Source organism: Mesorhizobium sp. M8A.F.Ca.ET.208.01.1.1 (genome assembly GCF_004791315.1).
Taxonomy (GTDB): domain Bacteria; phylum Pseudomonadota; class Alphaproteobacteria; order Rhizobiales; family Rhizobiaceae; genus Mesorhizobium.
In genome coordinates this window covers 1-20,888 of record NZ_SRUT01000012.1, presented here as the reverse complement: position 1 = coordinate 20,888, position 20,888 = coordinate 1, and the positions used below count along the sequence as shown (strand labels likewise).

The window sequence follows — 20,888 nt, the reverse complement described above, 5'->3', positions numbered from 1 at the left end:
GCAGATATCCGCTTCGGGGCTCCGCGGACACCGGATCACGCCGGGTACAAGAGTTCGACGACATGGTCGGCGATCGCCAGGCTTGCCGTCAGGCCGGGGCTCTCGATGCCGAACAGATTGACGATCCGGCCCGCGCCATGATCGGCTGGACCCTGGATCATGAAATCGGCTGAAGCCTGGCCCGGGCCGGACAGCTTCGGCCTGATGCCGGCATAGGCCGGCTGCAGGGCATGATCGGCAAGGTCGGGCCAATAGCTGCGGATCGCCTCGTAGAAGACAACGCTTCGGCCGGGGTCGACCGTGTAATCCACGCTGTCGGTCCATTCGACGTCGGGACCAAAGCGCGCATTGCCGGCAAGGTCGAGCGTCAGATGGACGCCGAGACCGCCCTCGACCGGAACCGGATAGATCAGCCGCGAAAAGGGCGACTGCCCGGGAAGCGCGAAGTAATTGCCGCGCGCCAGCCACTGCCGGGGGATGAGGTCCCTTGGAAAACCCTCGATCCGGCCGGCCACCGCCTGCGCATCGAGGCCCGCTGCGTTGATGAAAGCGCCGGCCTCCAAGGCGAAGGTCTCGCCATTGGCATCGCGCGTGTCGATCCGGATCCGGCCGGCTTCGGTCGTCGCGCCGGCAACGCAAGTGAGGAAAGCCAGGGATGCGCCTGATGCCTCGGCGTCGCCGCGCAGCGACAGCATCAGCGCATGGCTGTCTATGATGCCGGTCGACGGCGACAGCAGCGCGGAGGCGCAGCTCAGCGCCGGTTCCAGGCGCTCGGCCTCGCCGCGCGTCAAAAACTCAAGATCGTCGACCCCGCAGCGCCTGGCATTGGCCGCGATCGCCCGCAGCCCGTCCGCCTGGCCTGGCTCGCTGGCGACGATCAGCTTGCCGGCGCGGCGATGGCCGATATTGTGTTCGGCGCAGTAGGCGTAGAGAAGCCGGCGGCCTTCGAGGCAGAGCCGGGCCTTCAGGCTGCCGGGCGCATAATAGAGCCCGGCATGGATCACTTCCGAATTGCGTGAACTGGTGACGGTGCCGATCGCGTCGGCCTTTTCGATCACCACCACCTCGCGGCCCGACAAGGCAAGCGCCCTGGCGACGGCAAGGCCGACGACGCCTGCTCCGGCGACGACACAATCGATTGTCTGCATGCCCTCTCGCTCAGCGGGAAGCGGCAGCCTCGAACACCTTGTCGCCGCCGATCCAGACGCTTCCTATGCCAAGATCGTCCGACAGCGCAACGATGTCCGCCGCCGTGCCATTGGCAAAGCGGCCAAGCCGGTGCGACTGGCCGATCGCCTGCGCCGGATAGAGCGAAGCCATGCGCAAGGCTTCGGATAGCTCGAGTCCGACGGTGCGGTGCATGAACCGGATAGCCGAGATCATGTCGAGGTCGGCGCCGGCCAGCGTGCCGTCGGCAAGCCGCAGGCTCCCATCCTTGCGGTAGATGGTGCGGCCATTGAGGGTGAACGACGTCATGTCGGTGCCGATCGTCGCCATCGCGTCGGTGACCAGCACGATCCTGCCCGGCCCCTGCTTGGCATCGAGAGCGATCCTGATCGTCGCCGGATGGACATGAATGCCGTCGGCGATCAGGCCGGCGGACAAGGTGCCGATGTCGAGGGCGGCTCCCGCCAGCCCGGGCTCGCGATTGCCGATCTGGCTCATCGCGTTGAACAGATGGGTGACGACACTGGCGCCGGCCTCGGCGAAGGCTTTTGCCGTGGCATGGCCCGTATCCGAATGGCCGAGGCTGACGACGATTCCGGCCTTGGCCAGGGCCGTGACGCGGGCCGGGTCGACGGATTCCGGCGCGATCGTGGTGAGCAGCACCGGCAGCTTCCGGCGCGCCGCGATCAGCATGGCCTGGTCGGCGTCCGTCATCGGCCGGATCAGCGCCGGATCATGCGCGCCCTTGCGGGCGATCGACAGATGCGGCCCTTCCAGATGCAGGCCTAGAAAGCCCGGCACCTTTTGCAGCGCTGCGGCTTCGCCGGCGGCGATGGCTGCAGCGGTGATCGCGGGTGTGTCGGTGATCAGCGTCGGCAGCAGTGCCGTCGTGCCGAACGGCGCATGCGCGCGGCAGATGGTTTCGATCGAGGCGACATCGGGATGGTCGTTGAGCATCACCCCGCCGCCGCCATTGACCTGGATATCGACGAAGCCCGGCACCAGCATGCCGCCGCCGATGTCGATGGCACGGATATCCCCGGGAACTGCGCCTAGCGGCAGCATGGCTTCGACAAGGCCGTCGCGCACGACAAGGGCGGCACCTTCATGCCAGTCGTCGCCGTCGAAAATGCGGGCGCCGGTCAGGGCAAAACGGTCGCTCATACGGTCTCCGTCACCTTGCGAAGGTTGCGGGGCGCGTCCGGGTCGAGGCCGCGATGGCGGGCAAAAGCCTCGACGAACATGTAGAAGGAGACGATCAGCGTCAGCGGATCGGTCAGCGGGTGACCGGTGGCGACATGCGGCAGGCGCGTGGCGCGATTGGCGAGTGCCGAGGTGACGAACACCGGCGCGCCCTTGGCCGCCAGGCTGTCGGCGGCTTCGGCGACGGAGGGCTCGGACGCGTCGCGCGCGGCCAGCGCCAGCACCGGAAAGTCGGGGCCGATCAGCGCCAGCGGGCCATGCATGACCTCGGCCGCGCTATAGGCCTCGGCATGCATGCCGCACGTCTCCTTGAACTTCAGCGCCGCCTCGCTGGCCATCGCCGCCGACGGCCCGCGCCCGAGAATGAACAACGACTTCTGCTTCTCGATCGTTTCGGAGAGCACGCTCATCCAGTCGCAGGCGATCGCCTTGCCGAAATGCTCGGGCAGGCGGGCAAGTGCCGCAAGGAGCGCTTCGTCGCCGGTCGAATGCGCCATCAAGGCAAGACCGGCAACGGCGGAGTTGATGAAGGTCTTGGTAGCCGCGACGCTGCGCTCGGGGCCGGCGAGGATGTCGATCGCATAGTCCGAGGCGCGCGCGAGTGGCGAATCGGCGGTGTTGGTGACGGCGATGGTCAGCGCGCCGCCGGCCCGTGCGGTTTCGGCCATGGCGACGATGTCGGGGCTCTTGCCGGACTGCGAGATCGCCAGGCACGCCGAGCCTTCAAGCCGCAGCTTGCGGCCATAGATCGAGGCGATGGAGGGGCCGACCGAGGCGACGGCAAGGCCCGCGGTCAGTTCGACGGCATATTTCATGAAGGTGGCGGCATGGTCGGACGAGCCACGCGCCACGGTGACGACGAAATGCGGGTCGCGTTCCCTGATGCCGCGCCCGGCTTCGGCCAGCACCGCGCCGGAGCCGTCGAGCAGGCGGGCGACGGCTTGCGGGATCTCCTCGATCTCGCGCTGCATATGGGTGGTGTTGGAGATCATGGTCGGCCCTCTTCGCTCGGCCCTGTCAGCCGCAGTTCGGCGACGAAATCATAGGCATCGCCCCGGTAGATGGAGCGAGTGAATTCGATCACCTTGCCGCTCGCCAGATAGGAAATACGCTCGATGTGCAGGCCGGCAATACCCGGCGGCACTTCGAGCAGGCGCGCATCGCCCTCGCCGAGATTGGCGGCGGAGATACGCTGCACGGCGCGCACCGGCCGGTTGCCGGTCAGTTCCAGTGCCGCGTAGAGCGAGGAACCGATGCCGGCCGGATCGGGCAGCACGCTGGCCGACAGCGAAGCACGTTCGATCGCCAGCGGCGTGTCGTTGGCGATGCGCAGGCGCGCGACGCGCGCCACCAGCTCGTTCGACGACAGGCCGAGCACCATCATCTCGTCGGGCGAGGGCGCGTAGAGGCCGCGATCAAGCCAGGCCGAACGCACCGCCATGCCGCGCCGCGCCATGTCCTCGGTGAACGAGGTCAGCCGCGACAGCGACTGCTCGACACGTTCCATGCGCGGCGCCACGAAAGTGCCGGAGCCATGGCGCTGGACCAGGATGCCGCCCTTGACCAGGTCCTGCACCGCCTTGCGCACGGTGACGCGCGAAATGTCGGCCTTGGTGGCGATGTCGCGCTCGGACGGCAGCGCGTCGCCCGGGCCGATCAGGCCGCGATTGACGGCGTCCTCGATGCTCTTCCTGAGCTGCAGGTAAAGCGGCGCACCGCTTTGCGAGGATTGTTTGAGCGTGGCGAAGATCTGATCGGCGGCATCGCTCATCGTGCGGCCTCCGTCCCGGCGAACAGACGCGTCGCCATCTGAACGGCACCGCCAAGCGCATCGTCGAGCGGTTCCTTCAGCAGGGCGCGGTAGCGCGCCGACAGGCGCGGCGCATAGAGCGGCGCCAGCCCGCCGAGCAGGCAGAGCGGCGCGCCGGCCGCGAGGTCGAGCGCGCCGAGCGATGCCTCGACATCGGCGACCGCCTTGTCGAGGATCCAGTTGGCGACGATGTCGCCTTTTTGCGCGTGCTCGAACACTTTCGGCGCGAAGCCGCCGAAATCGCCTGGTTTGGCGTTGGTGGTAAACTCGACCACGTCCTCGGGATTGTTGCGGAAAACGGCCATCATGCTGTCGGTCAGCGACGATGCCTGGCGCACGCCATCATGCGCGAGCAATGTCTGTTCAAGCAGGTCGCGGCCGATGCGGGCGCCGCTGCCCTGGTCGCCGACCTGGAACCCCCAGCCACCGATGGCGCGCGATTTGCCATTCTTGCGTGCCATATAGGCAGTGCCGGTGCCCAGGATCGCCATCGCGCCGTCGCCAGAACCGACCGCGCCTTCGAGCGCGATCTCGGCATCGGTCTCGACGCAGCTGGTGCTGAACGGCAGGATCGCTTCGAGCTGCTGCCGGTAGGTTCCGACATTGGCGCCGGCAAGGCCGAGAATGGCGGGTGTTTGCGGGATCAGGTCCGGATCCTGACCGGCGGCGATGAAGGCCTGCCGCGCCGCATCGACGATGTTCGAGCGGGCCCCGGTGAGGTCGGTGCGGATGTTGGCGGCGCCGCTTTTGGCGCGGCCGATGACGGCGCCGTCGACTGTTGCCAGGGCGGCCCTGCAGCTGGTGCCGCCGCCATCGATACCGAGCACGAATTTCACGCGATTTCTCCTCCGGGTGGATAATACCAATAAAATACCAATAGCCAAGAGTTAATTTCCGTTTCAAAAAGATTAAGCCGTATTTTATTGAAAAACTTGCGTAATTCGTCGACTCAGCGATTCCCTGTCCGCGAATTCGTTAATGCGTGTGGACAAGTGGTATTTTTTTGGTATTGTTTTGTGGATTGGAGGAACTGGGATGGCCGAAATGCGCACCGAAGCGCTGCATGGGAATGCCGAGGGGCTGGATATCCAGGCGCCCGAAGCGATCCTCGGCTCGCTGGCCGATGCGCAGGTCGAGGCCGCGAAAGCGGTCCGCAACGCCATTCCTTCCATCGCCAGGGCAGCCGAGATCATTGCCGGCTGCCTGGGGAGTGGCGGCAAGCTTGCCTACGCCGCGGCCGGCAGCTCCGGCCTGATGGCGCTGGCCGACGCGCTGGAACTGCCGGGCACGTTCGGCATCCAGCGCGACCGCATTGCCATCCTGATCGCCGGCGGCGACGAAGCATTCAAGACACTGGCCGGCGGGCCCGAGGATGATACGGAGGAGGCCTCGACCGCGGTCGCCAATGCCGGCATCGGCGCGGGCGATTGCCTGATCGCGCTTTCCGCCAGCGGCACGACCCCCTACGCGGTGCGCGCCATCGAGGATGCGCGGCGACGGGGTGCCGTCACCATCGGCATTGCCAACAACAGGGGTTCGGCTCTGCTGCGGCAGGCCGACACCGCCATCCTGCTCGAAACCCCGCCGGAAGTCATTGCCGGCTCGACCCGCATGGGTGCCGGCACGGCGCAGAAGATCGCGCTCAACATGCTGTCGACGCTGACCGCCATTCATCTTGGTCATGTTCATGACGGCTACATGGTCAACCTCATGGCCGACAACATGAAGCTGCGCGACCGGGCGGCGCGCATCGTCGCCGCCGTCAGCGGCCGCGGCCAGGAAGAGGCCGCCAGCCTGCTCGAAAAGAGCGGCGGCGCGGTCAAGACAGCCATTCTGCTTGCCGCCGGCGCCGACAGCGCCGACGCGGCCGAGAAACTGTTGGAAGGGACCGGCCAGAAGCTGCGGCCGGCGCTTTCAGCAATCGAGGGGAGCAAGGGGCGCAACGCCTCTGTTCTCATCAAAACGGAACCTGAAAAAGGTCAACAGGGAGACTGAGCATGACAACGAAACTACTGACGGCACTGCTACTGGGCACAAGCATTCTCGGCTCGGCCGGGCTAGCTCACGCCGAGGACGTAACGCTCAACATCGAAAGCTGGCGCGGCGACGACCTCGCCATCTGGAAGGACAAGCTGATCCCGGCCTTCGAAGCCAAGAACCCCGGCATCAAGGTGGTGTTCGCCCCCTCGGCTCCGACGGAATATGATGCCGCGCTCGGCGCCAAGCTCGCCGCCGGTTCGGCGGGCGACCTGATCACCTGCCGCCCGTTCGACAAGTCGCTCGAACTGTTCAAGAAGGGCAACCTTGCCGATCTCTCGGCGCTGCCCGGCATGGAAAACTTCTCGCCCGTCGCCAAGTCCGCTTGGCAGACCGATGACGGCAAGGCGAGCTTCTGCGTACCGATGGCCTCCGTCATCCATGGCTTCATCTACAACAAGGACGCCTTCGACAAACTCGGCATCAAGGTGCCGCAGACCCGCGACGAATTCTTCGCCGCGCTCGACAAGATCAAGGCCGACGGCACCTACATCCCGATGGCGATGGGCACCAAGGACCTCTGGGAAGCCGCGACCATGGGCTACCAGAACATCGGCCCCAACTACTGGAAGGGCGAGGACGGCCGCGCGGCACTGATCAAGGGCGATCAGAAGCTGACCTACAAGGACTGGGTCGCTCCCTATGAGGAACTGGCCAAGTGGAAGCCTTATCTGGGCGACGGCTTCGAGGCTCAGACCTATCCGGACAGCCAGAACCTGTTCACGCTCGGCCGCGCCGCCATCTACCCGGCCGGCTCGTGGGAAATCGGCCTGTTCAACACCCAGGCCCAGTTCAAGATGGGCGCCTTCCCGCCGCCGGTCGAGAAGGCCGGCGACACCTGCTACATCTCGGACCATACCGACATCGGCATGGGCCTGAACGCAGCCTCCAAGCACGCCGACGCGGCCAAGACCTTCCTGTCCTGGGTGGCTTCGCCTGATTTCGCCACCATCTATGCCAACGCGCTGCCGGGCTTCTTCAGCCTGAACTCCGCGCCGGTGAAGATGGAAGACCCGCTGGCGCAGGAATTCGTCTCCTGGCGCGGCAAGTGCAAGTCGACGATCCGCTCGACCTACCAGATCCTGTCGCGCGGCACGCCGAATCTCGAAAACGAGACCTGGGTTGAATCGGCCAACGTCATCAACGGCACCGATACGCCCGAAGCCGCGGCCAAGAAGCTGCAGACCGGTCTCGACAGCTGGTATCATCCGGCGAAGTAAGAGCTCAGGCAACGGAGCCGGCTGGGCGCATGCCCGGCCGGTTCCGGACTACCTGGCAGTTCAGATAGCGATTGTCGGCATCGCCTCTCGGCCTTACCCTTGCTCTTGTTGGGGAAGGCTGGCTGACCAGTCGCAGGCTTTGTTGTTGCCTCACCGGCAAGAACATTCGGGCCGTGCATCGAGGCGTCATCTAGCATCATATCGTCTGAACCGAGAGACGGCGGGGACCGAACTCATGGCCGCACAAACACGACCGAAAAGACCGTTCCGCGGGCATATCGCCGTCTTCCTGGCGCCGGCGGTGCTCGTCTATACGGCGATCATGATCCTGCCGCTGGCCGGCACGCTGCAGCTCTCGCTGTTCCGCAACGTTGACCAGTCCCAGGTCTTCGTCGGCCTGGACAATTTCCGCACCCTGTTCGGCGACCCCAACTGGTCGGTCAATTTCTGGAATGCGCTCAGGAACAATGTCTGGTTCTTCATCATCCACATGCTGGTGCAGAACCCGGTCGGCGTGCTTTTGGCCGCCCTCCTGTCCAGCCCGAAGCTTCGGTTCTCGGCCTTCTACCGCACGGCGATCTTCGTGCCGACCATTCTGTCCTTCGTCATCGTCGGCTTCGCCTGGAAGCTGATCCTGTCGCCGCTGTGGGGCGTGGCGCCGCATCTGCTCGATTTCGTCGGCCTGAAAAGCCTGTTCACGCCGTGGCTCGGCAAGGAGCAATACGCGCTGACCGCGCTCAGCCTGGTGTCGGTATGGCAGTTCATCGGCATCCCGATGATGCTGATCTATGCCGCCCTGCTGTCGATCCCCGACGAGGTGATCGAGGCGGCTGAATGCGATGGCATCACCGGACTGTCGCAGTTCTGGAAGATCAAGCTGCCGCTGATCCTGCCGTCTATCGGCATCATTTCGATCCTCACCTTCGTCGGCAATTTCAACGCCTTCGACCTGATCTACACGGCGCAAGGCGCGCTCGCCGGGCCGAACTATTCGACCGATATTCTCGGCACCTTCCTCTACCGCGCCTTCTTCGGCTTCCAGCTGCAGGTCGGCGACCCCAACATGGGCGCGACCATCGCCACGATCATGTTCCTGATCATCCTGGGCGGTGTCTGCGTCTACCTCTTCCTCATCCAGACGCGCCTGCGTCGCTACCAGTTCTGAGGGGTGGAGATGCCACGGCTGAATACCCCCCTCTGGCCTGCCGGCCATCTCCCCCTCAAGGGGGGAGATTGGATGTCATCGCCGGCTTCGCCAATTTTCTGCGCCGCAGGACGTGTCGCAACATCAACGCTGCTGATCTCCCCCCTTGAGGGGGAGATGTCCGGCAGGACAGAGGGGGGTGCCTTGGCGCAAACCTCGCCCGCCACGGCTGTTCGGGAGACTTTCCAATGAGCGTCGCCACCCGTTCGCTGCCACGCACCATCGGCGCCCACGCGATCCTCTTGACCTACACGGTGATCGCGCTTTTCCCGGTGGTTCTGGTCATCATGAATTCGTTCAAGTCGCGCGCCGGCATCTTCGGCGCGCCGCTGACGCCGCCGACGCCGAAAACCTTCGACCTGATCGGCTACACCACGGTGATCGGCCAGGGCGATTTCATCCATTATTTCCAGAACAGTCTCGTCGTCACCGTCGGCTCGCTGTTCTTCGTGCTGCTGTTCGGCGCCATGGCGGCGTTCGCGCTGTCGGAATACCGCTTTCGCGGCAACACGCTGATGGGGCTTTACCTGGCGCTCGGCATCATGATCCCGATCCGGCTGGCCACCGTCGCCATCCTGCAATTGATGGTGGCGAGCGGGCTGGTCAACACGCTGACGGCGCTGATCCTGGTCTACACCGCGCAGGGCCTGCCGCTGGCCGTCTTCATCCTGTCCGAATTCATGAAGCAGGTGTCCGACGATCTGAAGAATGCCGGCCGCATCGACGGCCTGTCGGAGTACACCATCTTCTTCCGCCTGGTGGTGCCGCTGGTGCGGCCGTCAATGGCGACGGTCGCCGTCTTCACCATGATCCCGATCTGGAACGACCTGTGGTTCCCGCTGATCCTGGCGCCGTCCGAAGAGACCAAGACGGTGACGCTCGGCGCCCAGCTTTTCCTCGGCCAGTTCGTCACCAACTGGAACGCCATCCTGGCCGCGCTTTCGCTGGCGATCCTGCCGGTGCTGATCCTCTACGTCATTTTCTCGCGGCAGCTGATCCGCGGCATTACTTCCGGAGCCGTCAAGTGAGTTCAGAAAGACCCCTTCGTGTCGTCGTCGCCGGGCTCGGCAATATGGGGCGCAGTCACGCGCTGGCCTATCACACCAATCCAGGCTTTGAGATCGCCGCCCTGATCAACCGTTCCGACGTGCCGTTGCCGGAGGGGCTGTCCGGCTATGGCATCAGACGCTCGTTCGACGACGCGTTGCGCGAGGAAAAACCGGATGTCGCCTGCATCGCCACCTATTCCGACAGCCATGCCGACTATGCGGTGAGAGCGTTCGAGGCCGGATCCCATGTCTTCGTCGAAAAGCCGCTGGCAACGACGGTGGCGGATGCCAAACGCGTGGTCGCCGCCGCCAAGGCCAACGGCCGAAAATTGGTGATCGGCTATATCCTGCGCCATCACCCGTCCTGGATCAGGCTGATCGCCGAGGCGCGCAAGCTCGGCGGACCCTACGTGTTCCGCATGAACCTCAACCAGCAATCCTCAGGGCCGACCTGGGAGACGCACAAGCAGTTGATGCAGACGACCTCGCCGATCGTCGATTGCGGCGTGCACTATCTCGACGTGATGCTGCAGATCACCGACGCCAAGCCGGTCGAGGTGCGCGGCATGGGCGTGCGGCTGACCGACGAGGTGGCGCCCATCATGTACAATTACGGCCATCTGCAGGTGCTCTTCGATGACGGTTCGGTCGGCTGGTACGAGGCCGGCTGGGGCCCGATGATTTCGGAAACCGCCTTCTTCGTGAAGGACGTCATCTCGCCCAAGGGCTGCGTGTCGATCGTCATGAAGGAGGGCGTGAAGTCCGACGACATCGACACCCATACCAAGACCTCGACCATCCGCCTGCACAGCGCCGCGACCGGCGCGGACGGCAAGTTCCTAAAGCCGGACGAGATGCTGTCGATGGAAGGCGAACCCGGCCATCAGGACTTGTGTGATCTCGAACAGGCTTTTGTCCTCAAGGCAATTCGCGAGGACCTGGACCTGACCCGCCACATGGACGATGCGGTGCGGTCGCTCGCCGTCTGCCTTGCCGCCGACGAGAGCGTGCGTAGCGGCGCAGCCGTCAAACTCTAACGACAGGAAGAAGCCGTGGGCTCGCTAAATATCGAGAATGTGAAAAAGGCCTTTGGGCCGGTCGAGGTGCTGAAGGGCATCGACCTCGAAGTGACGGATGGCGAGTTCGTCGTCTTTGTCGGCCCTTCGGGTTGCGGCAAGTCGACCTTGCTGCGGGTCATCGCCGGGCTGGAGGATTCGACCTCGGGCCGGGTGCTGATCGATGGCGAGGACGTCTCCGTCACGCCGCCGGCGAAACGCGGCATCGCCATGGTATTCCAGACCTATGCGCTCTATCCGCATCTGACGGTGAAGAACAATATGGGCCTCGGCCTCAAGCAGGCGAACACCCCTGCGGCGGAGATCGACCGTCGCATCGGCATCGCCTCGTCCATGCTGTCGCTGGAGCCGTACCTGGAAAGGCGGCCGGCGGAGCTCTCCGGCGGCCAGCGCCAGCGCGTCGCCATCGGCCGCGCCGTGGTGCGCGAGCCGAAACTGTTCCTGTTCGACGAGCCGCTGTCGAACCTCGATGCCGCGTTGCGCGTCAACACGCGGCTGGAAATCGCGCAGTTGCACCGCCGCCTCAAGGCGACGATGATCTACGTCACCCACGACCAGGTCGAGGCGATGACGCTGGCTGACAAGATCGTCGTGCTCAACGCGGGAAAAATCGAGCAGATCGGCGGCCCGATGGAGCTCTACAATTCGCCGGCAAACGAGTTCGTCGCCGGCTTCATCGGCTCGCCCAAGATGAATTTCGTCGACGGCGCCCGCCTCGGCGAGACAGCCAAGAGCATCGGCGTGCGGCCGGAGCATCTGACCGTCGATCCGAAATCCGGCGCCTGGAAGGGCACGGTCGTCCATGCCGAGCATCTCGGCGCCGACACCAATCTCTATCTCGACTGCGAGAAGGCCGGGCTGATCACCGTGCGGATTTTCGGCGTCTACGACGCGGAACCCGGCGCCACGCTTTATGCGACGCCCGATCCGGGGAGGACCTATCGGTTTGGCGCTGATGGGAAGGTGCTGAAGTAGTGTTTCAGCGTAGGTCGGCGCTGCCCCTCACCCTTACCCTCTCCCCGTGAAAAACGGGGAGAGGGGGTCGCCAACGCTGGAGCGCTTCCCTTCTCCCCGTTACTATACGGGGAGAAGGTGCCGGCAGGCGGATGAGGGGCGGCGCAAGCTTCGCAAGGATCGCTGACTTAAACGTCAGCCCTAAACGTCTGCTTCTGCTGCCCCAAGCCTTCGATGCCCAGCTCCACCACATCGCCAGCCTTGAGAAACACCGGCGGCTTCATGCCCAGGCCGACGCCGGGCGGGGTGCCCGTGGAAATAATGTCGCCGGGGTGCAGCGACATGAACTGGCTGAGGTAGGAGACGAGATAGGCGACGCCGTAGACCATGGTCTTGGTCGAGCCGTTCTGCATCGTCTTGCCGTTGACGGTCAGCCACATTTTGAGGTTCTGCGGGTCGGATACTTCGTCCTTGGTCACCAGCCACGGGCCGGTCGGACCGAACGTGTCGCAGCTCTTGCCCTTGGTCCACTGGCCCTGGCGCTCGGCCTGGAAAGCGCGTTCGGACACGTCATGGGAGACGCAGTAACCGGCGACGTAGTCGAGCGCATCGGCTTCGCTGACATACTTCGCGGTCTTGCCGATGACCACGCCGAGCTCGACTTCCCAGTCGGTCTTCTCCGAGCCGCGCGGGATCAGCACGTCATCGTCGGGGCCGACAATGGCCGAGCTTGCCTTCATGAAGATGATCGGCTCCGGCGGCACGGTAGCGCCGGTTTCGGCGGCGTGGTCGGAATAGTTGAGGCCGATGCAGATGAACTTGCCGGTGCCGGCCACGCAGGCGCCGAGCCGAGGCTTGCCGGAAACCGCCGGCAGCGACTTTGCATCGAGCTTCGACAGCATGTCGAGCGAGGCCGGATGAAGCGTGGTGCCGGCGATATCGGCGACATGGGCGGAGAGATCGCGGATCGTTCCATCCGCATCGAGCAGGCCGGGACGTTCGCTTCCCACCTCGCCATAGCGCAGCAGTTTCATGCATCTTCTCCTGATTGCGGCCTCGCGGCCGTTCTACAAACTCTCCGCCGAGGCATCAGCCCTTTCGGAACCGGGCGGACCCTAGCCACCGGCCTGCTTCACGACAAGCGCAGGCAGCCTGTTTTGACAGCCGGCGAGCGGGATTTTCAGACTTCCCGATCCTTCGCCAAACCCGATCGCCCGGTGCCCGCGATTGTCTCCGGGCAGCGCTCAGATCGACCAGCCGCCGTCGATATTGTAGGCCTGCCCCGATGTGTAGGTGGCGCCGCCCAGGTAGACGGCGAGATCGGCAATCTCTTCCGGCGTGCCGAGCCGGCCCATCGGCTGGCGGGCGATGAAGGCGGCACGCGCGGCTTCGTAGTCGCCCTGCGCGTGCATTCGGTCCTCCAGCGAAGGGCTCTCGACCGTGCCGGGGCAGATGGCGTTGCAGCGTATGCCCTTGCCGACATAGTCGGCCGCGACCGCCTTGGTCAGGCCGATGACCGCGGCTTTGCTCAGGCCATAGACGAAGCGGTTCGGTACACCCTTGGTCGAGCTCGCCAGCGAGGCCATGTTGATGATCGATCCGTCGCCGCGCTCCAGCATGCCCGGCAACACGGCGCGGATGGTGCGGACCATGGCGCGAACGTTGAGGTTGAGCGCGAAATCGAGGTCGCCATCCTTCATCTCGAGGATCGAGCCGGAATGGACGAAACCGGCGCAGTTGAACAGCACATCGACACGGCCGATCTCGGCGAAGGCCGAGTTGACCGCCTCGTCATTGAGGACGTCGACCTTGCGCGTCTTGATGCCGGAGGTCTTGGCGAGTTCCGCCAGCAGCGTCTCGTTGATGTCGGTGGCATGGACGGTGGCGCCAGCCTTGGCGAAGGCCAGCGCGCTTGCCTTGCCGATGCCTTGCGCCGCCGCCGTGATGACAACGACCTTGCCTGCCAGATCCGCCATATCTTTTCCTCGCCTGCTTGGGTCAACTGCCTTTATCGGCGGCCGGCGAAGGCGTCGTGTGCCAGTCAGGCGCGATCGTGCGGCCTGTGCCAGTTCACTGATAAAGATGTTTTTTCTCGTTAAAGAACATGCGTCCGGGCGTCAAGCCCGAACGCGATCACCAAGTGCGAACATCAGTCGCCGTAAGGCACCCAGACATTCTTCACCTCGATGGCGCGGCGCAGCAAGGCGTCACCGGCGGCTTCTTCCGAGGCCCAGTCGAGGCTGCGGCCATTGCCGCTCCAGACGCGCTTGAGGTTGCCGACGGAGTCGGCTTCCGCCTTGGCGCAGGTGTCGGCGTCGGCAAACAGCCAGAGCCCGTCGACGTCGTCATGCTTGGCCAGCACGCCTGCAAGCTCCGCCGTGCGGCCGGTAACGATGTTGATGGCGCCGGCGGGCACGTCGGAATATTCGATGACCTGATAGAGATCGGTGGCCAGCAGCGGGTGGCGTTCCGACGGCACGGCCACCACCGTGTTGCCCATGGCCAGCGCCGGCGCGACCAGCGAGATGAAGCCGAGCAAGGGCTGATTGTCGGGCGCGACGATGCCGACGACGCCGACCGGCTCATGCAACGCCAGCGTCACGGCACGCGCCGGCGGCTGGTGCACCCGGCCCTCGAACTTGTCGGCGAGGCCGGCGTAGAGGAACAGCCGCTCAATCGACTGTTCGACCTCGTCCCGCGCCGCCTTGGCGTTGGCCCCGGTCAGTTCGGTGAGGCGGGCGGCAAACTCGCTGGCACGGCCGGAAAGGTTCTCGGCCAGGTAATAGAGCACCTGGGACCTGTTATAGGCGGTTGCCTCCGGCCAGGCCTTGCAGGCGCGCGCGGCTGAAACGGCGTCACGGATATCCTTGCGGTTGCCGAGCCCGACTTCGCCGGCAAGCTTGCCCTTGGCGGTGGCGACGGCAATCGAATAATTGCCGTCCGCCCGCACCTGCTTGCCGCCGATGAACAGCTTGGCCGTGCGATCGATGGCTGAGCCATCCGCCTGTTCGACGGGCTGAGCGGACGACGTCGCCGGCTTGATGACCGAACCGAGCGGCAATTTTGCCGATAGATATTCGAACATGCCCTCGCGCCCGCCCTCGCGGCCGAAGCCGCTCTCGCGGTAGCCGCCGAAGCCGCAGGCGGCGTCGAACATGTTGGTGCCGTTAACCCACACCACGCCGGCCTTCAGCTGAGGCGCCACATGGAGCGCGAGATTGACGTTCTCGCTCCACACCGAGGCGGCGAGCCCGTAGCGTGTGTTGTTGGCAAGCTCGATCGCTTCCTCGGTGTTGCGGAAGGTCATGGTGGCGAGCACAGGCCCGAACACCTCCTCCTGGGCAAGGATATTAGCCGGCGAAACACTCGTTGCCAGCGTCGGCAGATGATAGTAGCCGGAAGACGGCAGCGCTGCATCCGGCTGCCAGCAGACGGCGCCCTGCCGGGCACCCTCGGCGATCAGTCCCTTGACGCGGTCGAGCTGGGTCAGGTCGACCAGCGGGCCGATATCGGTGTTCTTGTCGAGCGGGCTGCCGACTCGCAACCGGCTCATCCGCGTCTTGACCTTGGCGATCAAGGCGTCGGCGATGCCTTCCTGTACCAAGAGGCGCGAACCGGCGCAGCAGACCTGGCCCTGGTTGAACCAGATGCCGTCGACGAGGCCTTCGACGGCGCTGTCGAGATCGGCGTCCTCGAAAACGATGAAGGCCGATTTGCCGCCAAGTTCCAGCGACAGTTTCTTGCCCGAGCCGGCGGTGGCCTTGCGGATGATCTTGCCGACCTCGGACGAGCCGGTGAAGGCGATCTTCTGGATGCCGGGATGGTTGACGATCGCCGCTCCTGCTTCCGGGCCGCCCTGGACGATGTTGACGACGCCCTTCGGCACACCGGCGCGTTCGCAGATCTCGGCGAACAGGATTGATGTGAGCGGCGTGAATTCGGCCGGCTTCAGCACCACCGTGCAGCCCGCCGCGAGTGCGGGCGCGATCTTCCAGGCCAGCATCAGCAGCGGGAAATTCCACGGGATGATCTGGCCGACGACGCCGACACCCTTGTGGCCAGGGAAATCCCTGTCCAGCGCCTGTGCCCAGCCGGCGTGATGGATGAAATGGCGGATGGCCAGCGGCACGTCGATATCGCGGCTCTCGCGGATCGGCTTGCCATTGTCGATTGTCTCAAGCACCGCGAACAGGCGCTGGTGGCGCTGCATGGCGCGGCCGATGGCGTAGAGCACTTTCGCGCGCTGATAGCCTGAACTGGCGCTCCACTTCGGCAGCGCTTTCGTGGCCGCCGCGACGGCCGCGTCGATGTCGGCGGCGTTGGCGTCCGAAATCTTGGCCAACAACTTGCCGGAGGACGGTTCGCTGGTCTCGAAAGTCTTGCCGCCGCTCGCCGCCTTCCAATCGCCGCCGATGAACAGCGCCTTGCCGAAATCGCGCGCCGCGAGCCAGGCATCAGCTTCGTTGCGCGCCTCCGGCGCCGGGCCGTATTCCATGGCGTGATAGCGTTCGAGAATGTTCATCAGGCGGGGCTCCAGATAATTGTCAGGGGGGCGCCGTAGGGCTCCACGTTCAAGGCCTCGCTCGCCTTACGCCATCGCGTGGCGGTGATTGGCCGAATAATGCCCGGTCAGATGATGCTCGAGCTGGCGCTCGATGTCGGTGAGCAGGCTCGACGCGCCGAAGCGGAACAGCTCCGGCTCCAGCCAGGGCCGGCCGAGCTCTTCCTTCATCAGCACCAGCCAGTCGAGCGACACTTTCGCGGTGGAAATGCCGCCGGCCGGCTTGAAACCGATGAGATAGCCGGTTTCCTCGAAATAGGCCCTGATGGCGCGCACCATGGCAAGCCCGACGGGCAGCGTGGCGTTGACGCTTTCCTTGCCGGTCGAGGTCTTGATGAAATCGGCGCCCGCCATCATCGCCACCATTGAGGCCAGCATGACATTGCGCAGCGTGGCGAGGTCGCCGGTGCCCAAAATGACCTTCAGATGCGCGTCCCCGCAGGCGGCACGCATCGAGACGATTTCGTTGTAGAGCTCCCGCCACTTGGCGCCGAACACCAGGCCGCGCGGAATGACGACGTCGATCTCGTCGGCGCCGTCCTTCACCGAGGCCTCGATTTCCTGCAGGCGGGTCGATAGCGGCGCCAGGCCGTGCGGGAAGGCGGTGGAGACGGCGGCGACATGGATGCCGGTGCCGCGCACGGCGTCAACGGCCGTGGCAACGAAGGGATGATAGACGCAGACGGCGGCCGGCCGGATGGTTTCGCCCGCAATGCCGAGGCCTTCCATGATGTCGCGGCGCAGCGGGTTGATCGCCTTGGCGCAGAGCCGGCGCACGCGTTCCTCGGTGTCGTTGGAGTTCAGTGTCGTCAGGTCCATGCAGGCGATCGCCCGCAGCAGCCAGGCGGCCTGGTTGTCGGCCTTGATCGAGCGCCGCTTGGTCAGGCTGGCGACGCGGCGCTCCAGCGCCGAGCGGTTGACGCTGCGCACCGATTCCAGAAAACCGAGATCGAGTTTCAGGCCGGGATTGCGCGCGATGTGATGATCCAGCGGCACCGGCGTGTTGGCGGCGGCGCGTGCCGGCAGCGGCGTCACCTTGGTGCCAAGATCGGCTTCGCGGATTGTGCTGCTCATCTCCTGCCCTTTCATTCAGCGGCGTGCGCCTGATGGCGCATCGTCCTCCCAAAGCCGTTCGACACTTTTGGGCGACACGCACGAAGATAGCCCGCGAAGCCGTGCTTCACGAGTCCTCAAGCGAGGGATAGCCGAAAAAGGCCGCGAAAGCAGCTGATTTTTGACCGGAAGGTCAAAACAAGGTTTCTGGGAGACCCGCGGGCCTCAGCCGACGAAGGCGCGTTCGACGACGAAGCTCGAGGGGTGGCTGAGCGACCCTTCCTGGAAGCCGAGGCTTTCGGCCAGCTCCTTGACGTCCTTCAGCATGTGCATCGAGCCGCAGATCATGATGCGGTCGGTTTCCGGATTGAGCTTCTCGATGCCGAGATCGCTGTAGAACTTGCCGGAGCCGATCAGCGCGGTGATGCGGCCCATGCGCGCCGACTCTTCGCGTGTCGTCGAATTGTAGAGCGTGACGCGGCCGGCGGTCAGCTCGCCGATCAGCGGGTCGCTTTCCAGTGCCGCCACCAGTTCCTGGCCATAGATCAGCTCGGCATTGTCGCGGCAGGTATGGGTCAGGATCAGCTGATCGAATTTCTCGTAGGTGTCGGGGTCGCGCAGCAGGCTGGCGAAGGGCGCGATGCCGGTGCCGGTCGAGATCATGAACAGCCGCTTGGCCGGGGTCAGCGCGTCGACGACCAGCGTGCCGGTCGACTTCTGGCGCATGATCACGGTGTCGCCGACCTGGATCTTCTGCAGTTCCGAGGTCAGCGGGCCGTCCGGCACCTTGATCGAGAAGAATTCCAGCTCTTCGTCCCAGGCCGGGCTGGCGACGGAGTAGGCGCGGTACACCGGCTTCTCGGCATTGGGCAGGCCGATCATCACGAACTCGCCCGAGCGGAAGCGCAGCGACTGCGGACGGGTGATCCGGAACGAGAACAGCCGGTCGGTATAGTGCTTCACCGAGACGACGGTTTCGGCATAGACATTGGCCGGAATCGGAAACTGCAGCGGGCGGGCTTCAGCGGTATTGAACGCGGGCGTGGTGTTCATCAATTCCAACCTTCTCGCCCAATTACAGACGCGGGCGCCAAACTTTCCCGTGCGCGCCCGAACCATTCAGGTTCCGGCGTGCCTTGCACACACTGCGAGGCGGTAAGCTCTTGTGTCGAGAATTTATTAGTATACAAACGATATTTGCGTCAAGATGCCGCCGTAAAACACCTTTCCAAACTGCGGCATATCCGTAGTCCCAGCATTTCGGGTTTCGACAATGAAAGAGAATTTTTCGGTGCAGCCGCCGGATTCCCTGGGCAGCGTCGTCGCCGGCATCGATGTCGGCGGAACCTTCACCGACCTGCTGCTGATCGACGGCAAGGACGGCGGCAAGGTGTATCTGGCCAAGACCCCGACCACGGTCGACAACCAGGCCTTTGGCGTGGTTTCGGCGCTTGGCGCCACCGGCTTTCCGGTCGACGGCATCGATCTCATCGTGCATGGCACGACCACCACCACGAATGCGGTGCTGGAGCGCCGCCTGGCGAAAACCGGCATGATCACCACGCGCGGTTTTCGCGATGTGATCGAGCTTGGCCGGCGCACGCGGCCGCAGCCCTATGGCATGACGGGCACCTTCGTTCCGGTCATCCCGCGCAATTTGCGGCTGGAGGTGTCCGAACGCGTCGAGGCATCAGGTGCTATCCGCACGCCGCTCGACGAGGTCGAAATGCGTGAGGCCGTACAGGCGCTGATCGCCGCCGGTTGCGAATCCCTCGTTATCCACTTCCTGCATTCCTACGCCAACCCTTCGCATGAACGGCGGGCGGCCGAAATCGCCGCCGAGTTCTGGCCGAACGGCTACATCACCACCGGCCACGCGCTGCTGTCGGAGGCACGCGAATTCGAGCGCGGGGTAACCGCCTCGGTCAATGCCTCGGTGCAGCCGATACTCGAGCGCTATGTCGAGCGGCTGCGCAAGGAATTGGCCGCGAGGGGCTATATCAGAGACTTCCTCATCATGAACGGCAATGGCGGCATGATATCGGCCCGCTTCGTCACACGTGAATCGGCAAAGACCGTGATGTCGGGGCCCGCCTCCGGCGTCATCGCCGCCGCCTATACGGGCAAGCGCGCCGGCTTCGAAAACCTCGTCACCTACGACATGGGCGGCACGTCGACCGACGTGGCGCTGATCCGCAACGCCGAGCCGGCGGTCTCGAACGAGATCGAGATTGAATACGCCATGCCGATCCATGTCCCGATGGTGGCGGTGCATACGGTTGGCGCCGGCGGTGGTTCGATCGCCCGCGTCGATGCGGCCGGACTGATCCAGATCGGTCCGGAAAGCGCGGGCGCCAATCCCGGCCCGATTTGCTATGGGCGCGGCGGGACCGAGCCAACCATCACCGACGCCAACCTGGTGCTCGGCCGGCTGGCGCCGAAGAAATTGCTGGCCGTCGACAATCCGGTCACAGCGGAGCGCGTCACCGGCATTTTCGAGGACCGGATCGGCAAGTCGACCGGCCTGTCCGGCGTCGAAGCGGCTGGCGCGGTGCTCAGGCTCGGCAACATGAAGATGGCCGGCGCCATCCGCATGGTATCCGTATCGCGCGGCCACGATCCCCGCGATTTCGCGCTGTTCGCCTTCGGCGGCGCCGGGCCGCTGCATGCGACGGCGCTCGCCCGCGAACTCGGCCTGCCCAAAGTGCTGGTGCCGGCGCGTCCCGGCATCACCAATGCGCTCGGCTGCGTCGTCGCCGATCTGCGCCACGACTTCGTCAACACCATCAACCAGCCAGTGGCCCTGCTTGATGAAAGCCGGCTCCACCAAGTATTGGAACGGCACCGGAACGAAGGCGAGGAACTGATCGCCAAGGAAGCGGTGAAGCCGGCAACGATCCGCGTCACCCACTCCGCGGACATGCAGTTCGTCGGCCAGACCCACATCATCAACGTGCCGTTGCCGTCCTCCTCGGTAACGCGAGCTGCATTGCAGGGCCTGTTCGAGAAAGCCTATTTCGCTCGCTTCAAGGTCGAGCTGCCCGAAATCCGCGCCAACCTCGTCAACCTCAACACCTCGGTCACCGGGATGCGCCCGGCGATCGACTTGTCACGCCTGATCGACCCGGCCGGGCGGGCAAAAACGCTGGAAGAGGCGCGGCGCGAAATCCGGCCGGTCTGGTATGGCGGACGCTGGCACGACACGCCGGTGTACATCAGGGAAAAGCTGCCGCTCGATGCGGTCATCGAAGGGCCGGCGATCCTCGAACAGATGGACGCCACCACCGTGCTCGAACCCGGCGACCGCGCGCGCTGCGACGCCGACGGCAACATCATCATCGATGTGGGCAAGGAATGATGGGAAATTCGTCTGTTAGTTTCTGTCCTTTTACAGTCGGCCTCGCGCTGCCCCTCATCGCCCTGCCGGTGTCCAGCCGATAGATGGGTAACAGATTGAACCGGATACATAGGTAACAGTTCTCCCCCTATGCATCCGCCGCAGCGCCAAGCGGTTTGGTTGGCGCGGCGCTGCGGCGGACGAGCTTCATACGTCT

At 64.7% G+C, this 20,888-nt stretch carries 17 protein-coding genes; 7 read left to right on the top strand and 10 right to left on the bottom strand.

All coding sequences use genetic code 11. The features are described from left to right. Positions 1–35: 35 nt before the first annotated feature. Genes EN851_RS31165 through EN851_RS31145 form a run of 5 tightly spaced genes read right to left on the bottom strand, consistent with a single transcriptional unit; the run spans position 36 to position 5,016 of the window. A complete protein-coding gene (locus EN851_RS31165; protein ID WP_135930729.1) occupies positions 36–1,148 on the bottom strand; it encodes an NAD(P)/FAD-dependent oxidoreductase in 1,113 nt (370 codons plus the stop codon). A gap of 10 nt (positions 1,149–1,158) precedes the next feature. Next, positions 1,159–2,331, bottom strand: coding sequence for an N-acetylglucosamine-6-phosphate deacetylase (gene nagA, locus EN851_RS31160; protein WP_135930728.1), 1,173 nt, complete (start codon positions 2,329–2,331; stop codon positions 1,159–1,161). After that, positions 2,328–3,362, bottom strand: coding sequence for an SIS domain-containing protein (locus tag EN851_RS31155; protein ID WP_135930727.1), 1,035 nt, complete (start codon positions 3,360–3,362; stop codon positions 2,328–2,330). Before EN851_RS31155 ends, nagA begins: the two co-directional genes overlap by 4 nt. Then, positions 3,359–4,141 carry a GntR family transcriptional regulator gene (locus EN851_RS31150; RefSeq protein ID WP_127871131.1) on the bottom strand — a complete coding sequence of 261 codons (783 nt, stop codon included), beginning with the start codon at positions 4,139–4,141 and terminating at the stop codon, positions 3,359–3,361. Before EN851_RS31150 ends, EN851_RS31155 begins: the two co-directional genes overlap by 4 nt. Then, positions 4,138–5,016 (bottom strand): N-acetylglucosamine kinase, encoded by an 879-nt coding sequence (locus tag EN851_RS31145; protein WP_135930726.1) that lies wholly within the window; start codon positions 5,014–5,016, stop codon positions 4,138–4,140. Before EN851_RS31145 ends, EN851_RS31150 begins: the two co-directional genes overlap by 4 nt. A 199-nt stretch (positions 5,017–5,215) precedes the next feature. Here EN851_RS31145 and EN851_RS31140 point away from each other — a divergent pair, with 199 nt between their 5' ends. From EN851_RS31140 to EN851_RS31110, 6 genes are all read left to right on the top strand, one after another. Then, on the top strand, positions 5,216–6,175 hold the full coding sequence (locus tag EN851_RS31140) for an N-acetylmuramic acid 6-phosphate etherase (protein ID WP_127275353.1): 960 nt from the start codon (positions 5,216–5,218) through the stop codon (positions 6,173–6,175). 2 nt (positions 6,176–6,177) lie between these two features. Continuing rightward, complete coding sequence (locus tag EN851_RS31135; protein ID WP_135930725.1) at positions 6,178–7,437, top strand: ABC transporter substrate-binding protein; 1,260 nt, start codon at positions 6,178–6,180, stop codon at positions 7,435–7,437. Positions 7,438–7,672: 235 nt separating this feature from the next. After that, positions 7,673–8,602 (top strand): sugar ABC transporter permease, encoded by a 930-nt coding sequence (locus tag EN851_RS31130; RefSeq protein WP_135930724.1) that lies wholly within the window; start codon positions 7,673–7,675, stop codon positions 8,600–8,602. Positions 8,603–8,829: 227 nt separating this feature from the next. Continuing rightward, positions 8,830–9,669 (top strand): carbohydrate ABC transporter permease, encoded by an 840-nt coding sequence (locus tag EN851_RS31120; RefSeq protein WP_135930722.1) that lies wholly within the window; start codon positions 8,830–8,832, stop codon positions 9,667–9,669. Then, entirely contained in the window at positions 9,666–10,727 is a 1,062-nt protein-coding gene (locus EN851_RS31115; protein WP_135930721.1) for a Gfo/Idh/MocA family oxidoreductase, read from the top strand. The genes EN851_RS31120 and EN851_RS31115 overlap by 4 nt, the downstream gene beginning before the upstream one ends. Positions 10,728–10,742: 15 nt before the next feature. Beyond that, a complete protein-coding gene (locus tag EN851_RS31110) occupies positions 10,743–11,741 on the top strand; it encodes an ABC transporter ATP-binding protein (protein WP_135930720.1) in 999 nt (332 codons plus the stop codon). A gap of 167 nt (positions 11,742–11,908) precedes the next feature. Here EN851_RS31110 and EN851_RS31100 read toward each other — a convergent pair whose 3' ends face one another. From EN851_RS31100 to EN851_RS31080, 5 genes are all read right to left on the bottom strand, one after another. Next, complete coding sequence (locus tag EN851_RS31100; protein WP_127275359.1) at positions 11,909–12,754, bottom strand: fumarylacetoacetate hydrolase family protein; 846 nt, start codon at positions 12,752–12,754, stop codon at positions 11,909–11,911. 210 nt (positions 12,755–12,964) lie between these two features. Next, entirely contained in the window at positions 12,965–13,696 is a 732-nt protein-coding gene (locus EN851_RS31095; RefSeq protein ID WP_127871138.1) for an SDR family oxidoreductase, read from the bottom strand. A gap of 173 nt (positions 13,697–13,869) precedes the next feature. Beyond that, entirely contained in the window at positions 13,870–16,242 is a 2,373-nt protein-coding gene (locus EN851_RS31090) for an aldehyde dehydrogenase family protein (RefSeq protein ID WP_127871139.1), read from the bottom strand. 66 nt (positions 16,243–16,308) lie between these two features. Continuing rightward, on the bottom strand, positions 16,309–17,355 hold the full coding sequence (deoC, locus tag EN851_RS31085) for a deoxyribose-phosphate aldolase (RefSeq protein ID WP_127871140.1): 1,047 nt from the start codon (positions 17,353–17,355) through the stop codon (positions 16,309–16,311). 204 nt (positions 17,356–17,559) lie between these two features. Next, complete coding sequence (locus tag EN851_RS31080) at positions 17,560–18,387, bottom strand: ferredoxin--NADP reductase (protein WP_127275363.1); 828 nt, start codon at positions 18,385–18,387, stop codon at positions 17,560–17,562. A 220-nt stretch (positions 18,388–18,607) separates the two neighbouring features. On the opposite strand from EN851_RS31080, the gene EN851_RS31075 reads away from it, so the two are divergent. Then, positions 18,608–20,692 carry a hydantoinase/oxoprolinase family protein gene (locus EN851_RS31075; protein ID WP_135917518.1) on the top strand — a complete coding sequence of 695 codons (2,085 nt, stop codon included), beginning with the start codon at positions 18,608–18,610 and terminating at the stop codon, positions 20,690–20,692. Positions 20,693–20,888 lie beyond the last annotated feature (196 nt).

What these genes read in the sequence shown, in the direction of transcription:
- EN851_RS31165 (WP_135930729.1), bottom strand. Translation starts at nt 1,148, where the DNA reads ATGCAGACAATCGATTGTGTCGTCGCCGGAGCAGGCGTCGTCGGCCTT.
- nagA (WP_135930728.1), bottom strand. Translation starts at nt 2,331, where the DNA reads ATGAGCGACCGTTTTGCCCTGACCGGCGCCCGCATTTTCGACGGCGAC.
- EN851_RS31155 (WP_135930727.1), bottom strand. Translation starts at nt 3,362, where the DNA reads ATGATCTCCAACACCACCCATATGCAGCGCGAGATCGAGGAGATCCCG.
- EN851_RS31150 (WP_127871131.1), bottom strand. Translation starts at nt 4,141, where the DNA reads ATGAGCGATGCCGCCGATCAGATCTTCGCCACGCTCAAACAATCCTCG.
- EN851_RS31140 (WP_127275353.1), top strand. Translation starts at nt 5,216, where the DNA reads ATGGCCGAAATGCGCACCGAAGCGCTGCATGGGAATGCCGAGGGGCTG.
- EN851_RS31135 (WP_135930725.1), top strand. Translation starts at nt 6,178, where the DNA reads ATGACAACGAAACTACTGACGGCACTGCTACTGGGCACAAGCATTCTC.
- EN851_RS31130 (WP_135930724.1), top strand. Translation starts at nt 7,673, where the DNA reads ATGGCCGCACAAACACGACCGAAAAGACCGTTCCGCGGGCATATCGCC.
- EN851_RS31120 (WP_135930722.1), top strand. Translation starts at nt 8,830, where the DNA reads ATGAGCGTCGCCACCCGTTCGCTGCCACGCACCATCGGCGCCCACGCG.
- EN851_RS31100 (WP_127275359.1), bottom strand. Translation starts at nt 12,754, where the DNA reads ATGAAACTGCTGCGCTATGGCGAGGTGGGAAGCGAACGTCCCGGCCTG.
- EN851_RS31095 (WP_127871138.1), bottom strand. Translation starts at nt 13,696, where the DNA reads ATGGCGGATCTGGCAGGCAAGGTCGTTGTCATCACGGCGGCGGCGCAA.
- EN851_RS31090 (WP_127871139.1), bottom strand. Translation starts at nt 16,242, where the DNA reads ATGAACATTCTCGAACGCTATCACGCCATGGAATACGGCCCGGCGCCG.
- deoC (WP_127871140.1), bottom strand. Translation starts at nt 17,355, where the DNA reads ATGAGCAGCACAATCCGCGAAGCCGATCTTGGCACCAAGGTGACGCCG.
- EN851_RS31080 (WP_127275363.1), bottom strand. Translation starts at nt 18,387, where the DNA reads ATGAACACCACGCCCGCGTTCAATACCGCTGAAGCCCGCCCGCTGCAG.
- EN851_RS31075 (WP_135917518.1), top strand. Translation starts at nt 18,608, where the DNA reads ATGAAAGAGAATTTTTCGGTGCAGCCGCCGGATTCCCTGGGCAGCGTC.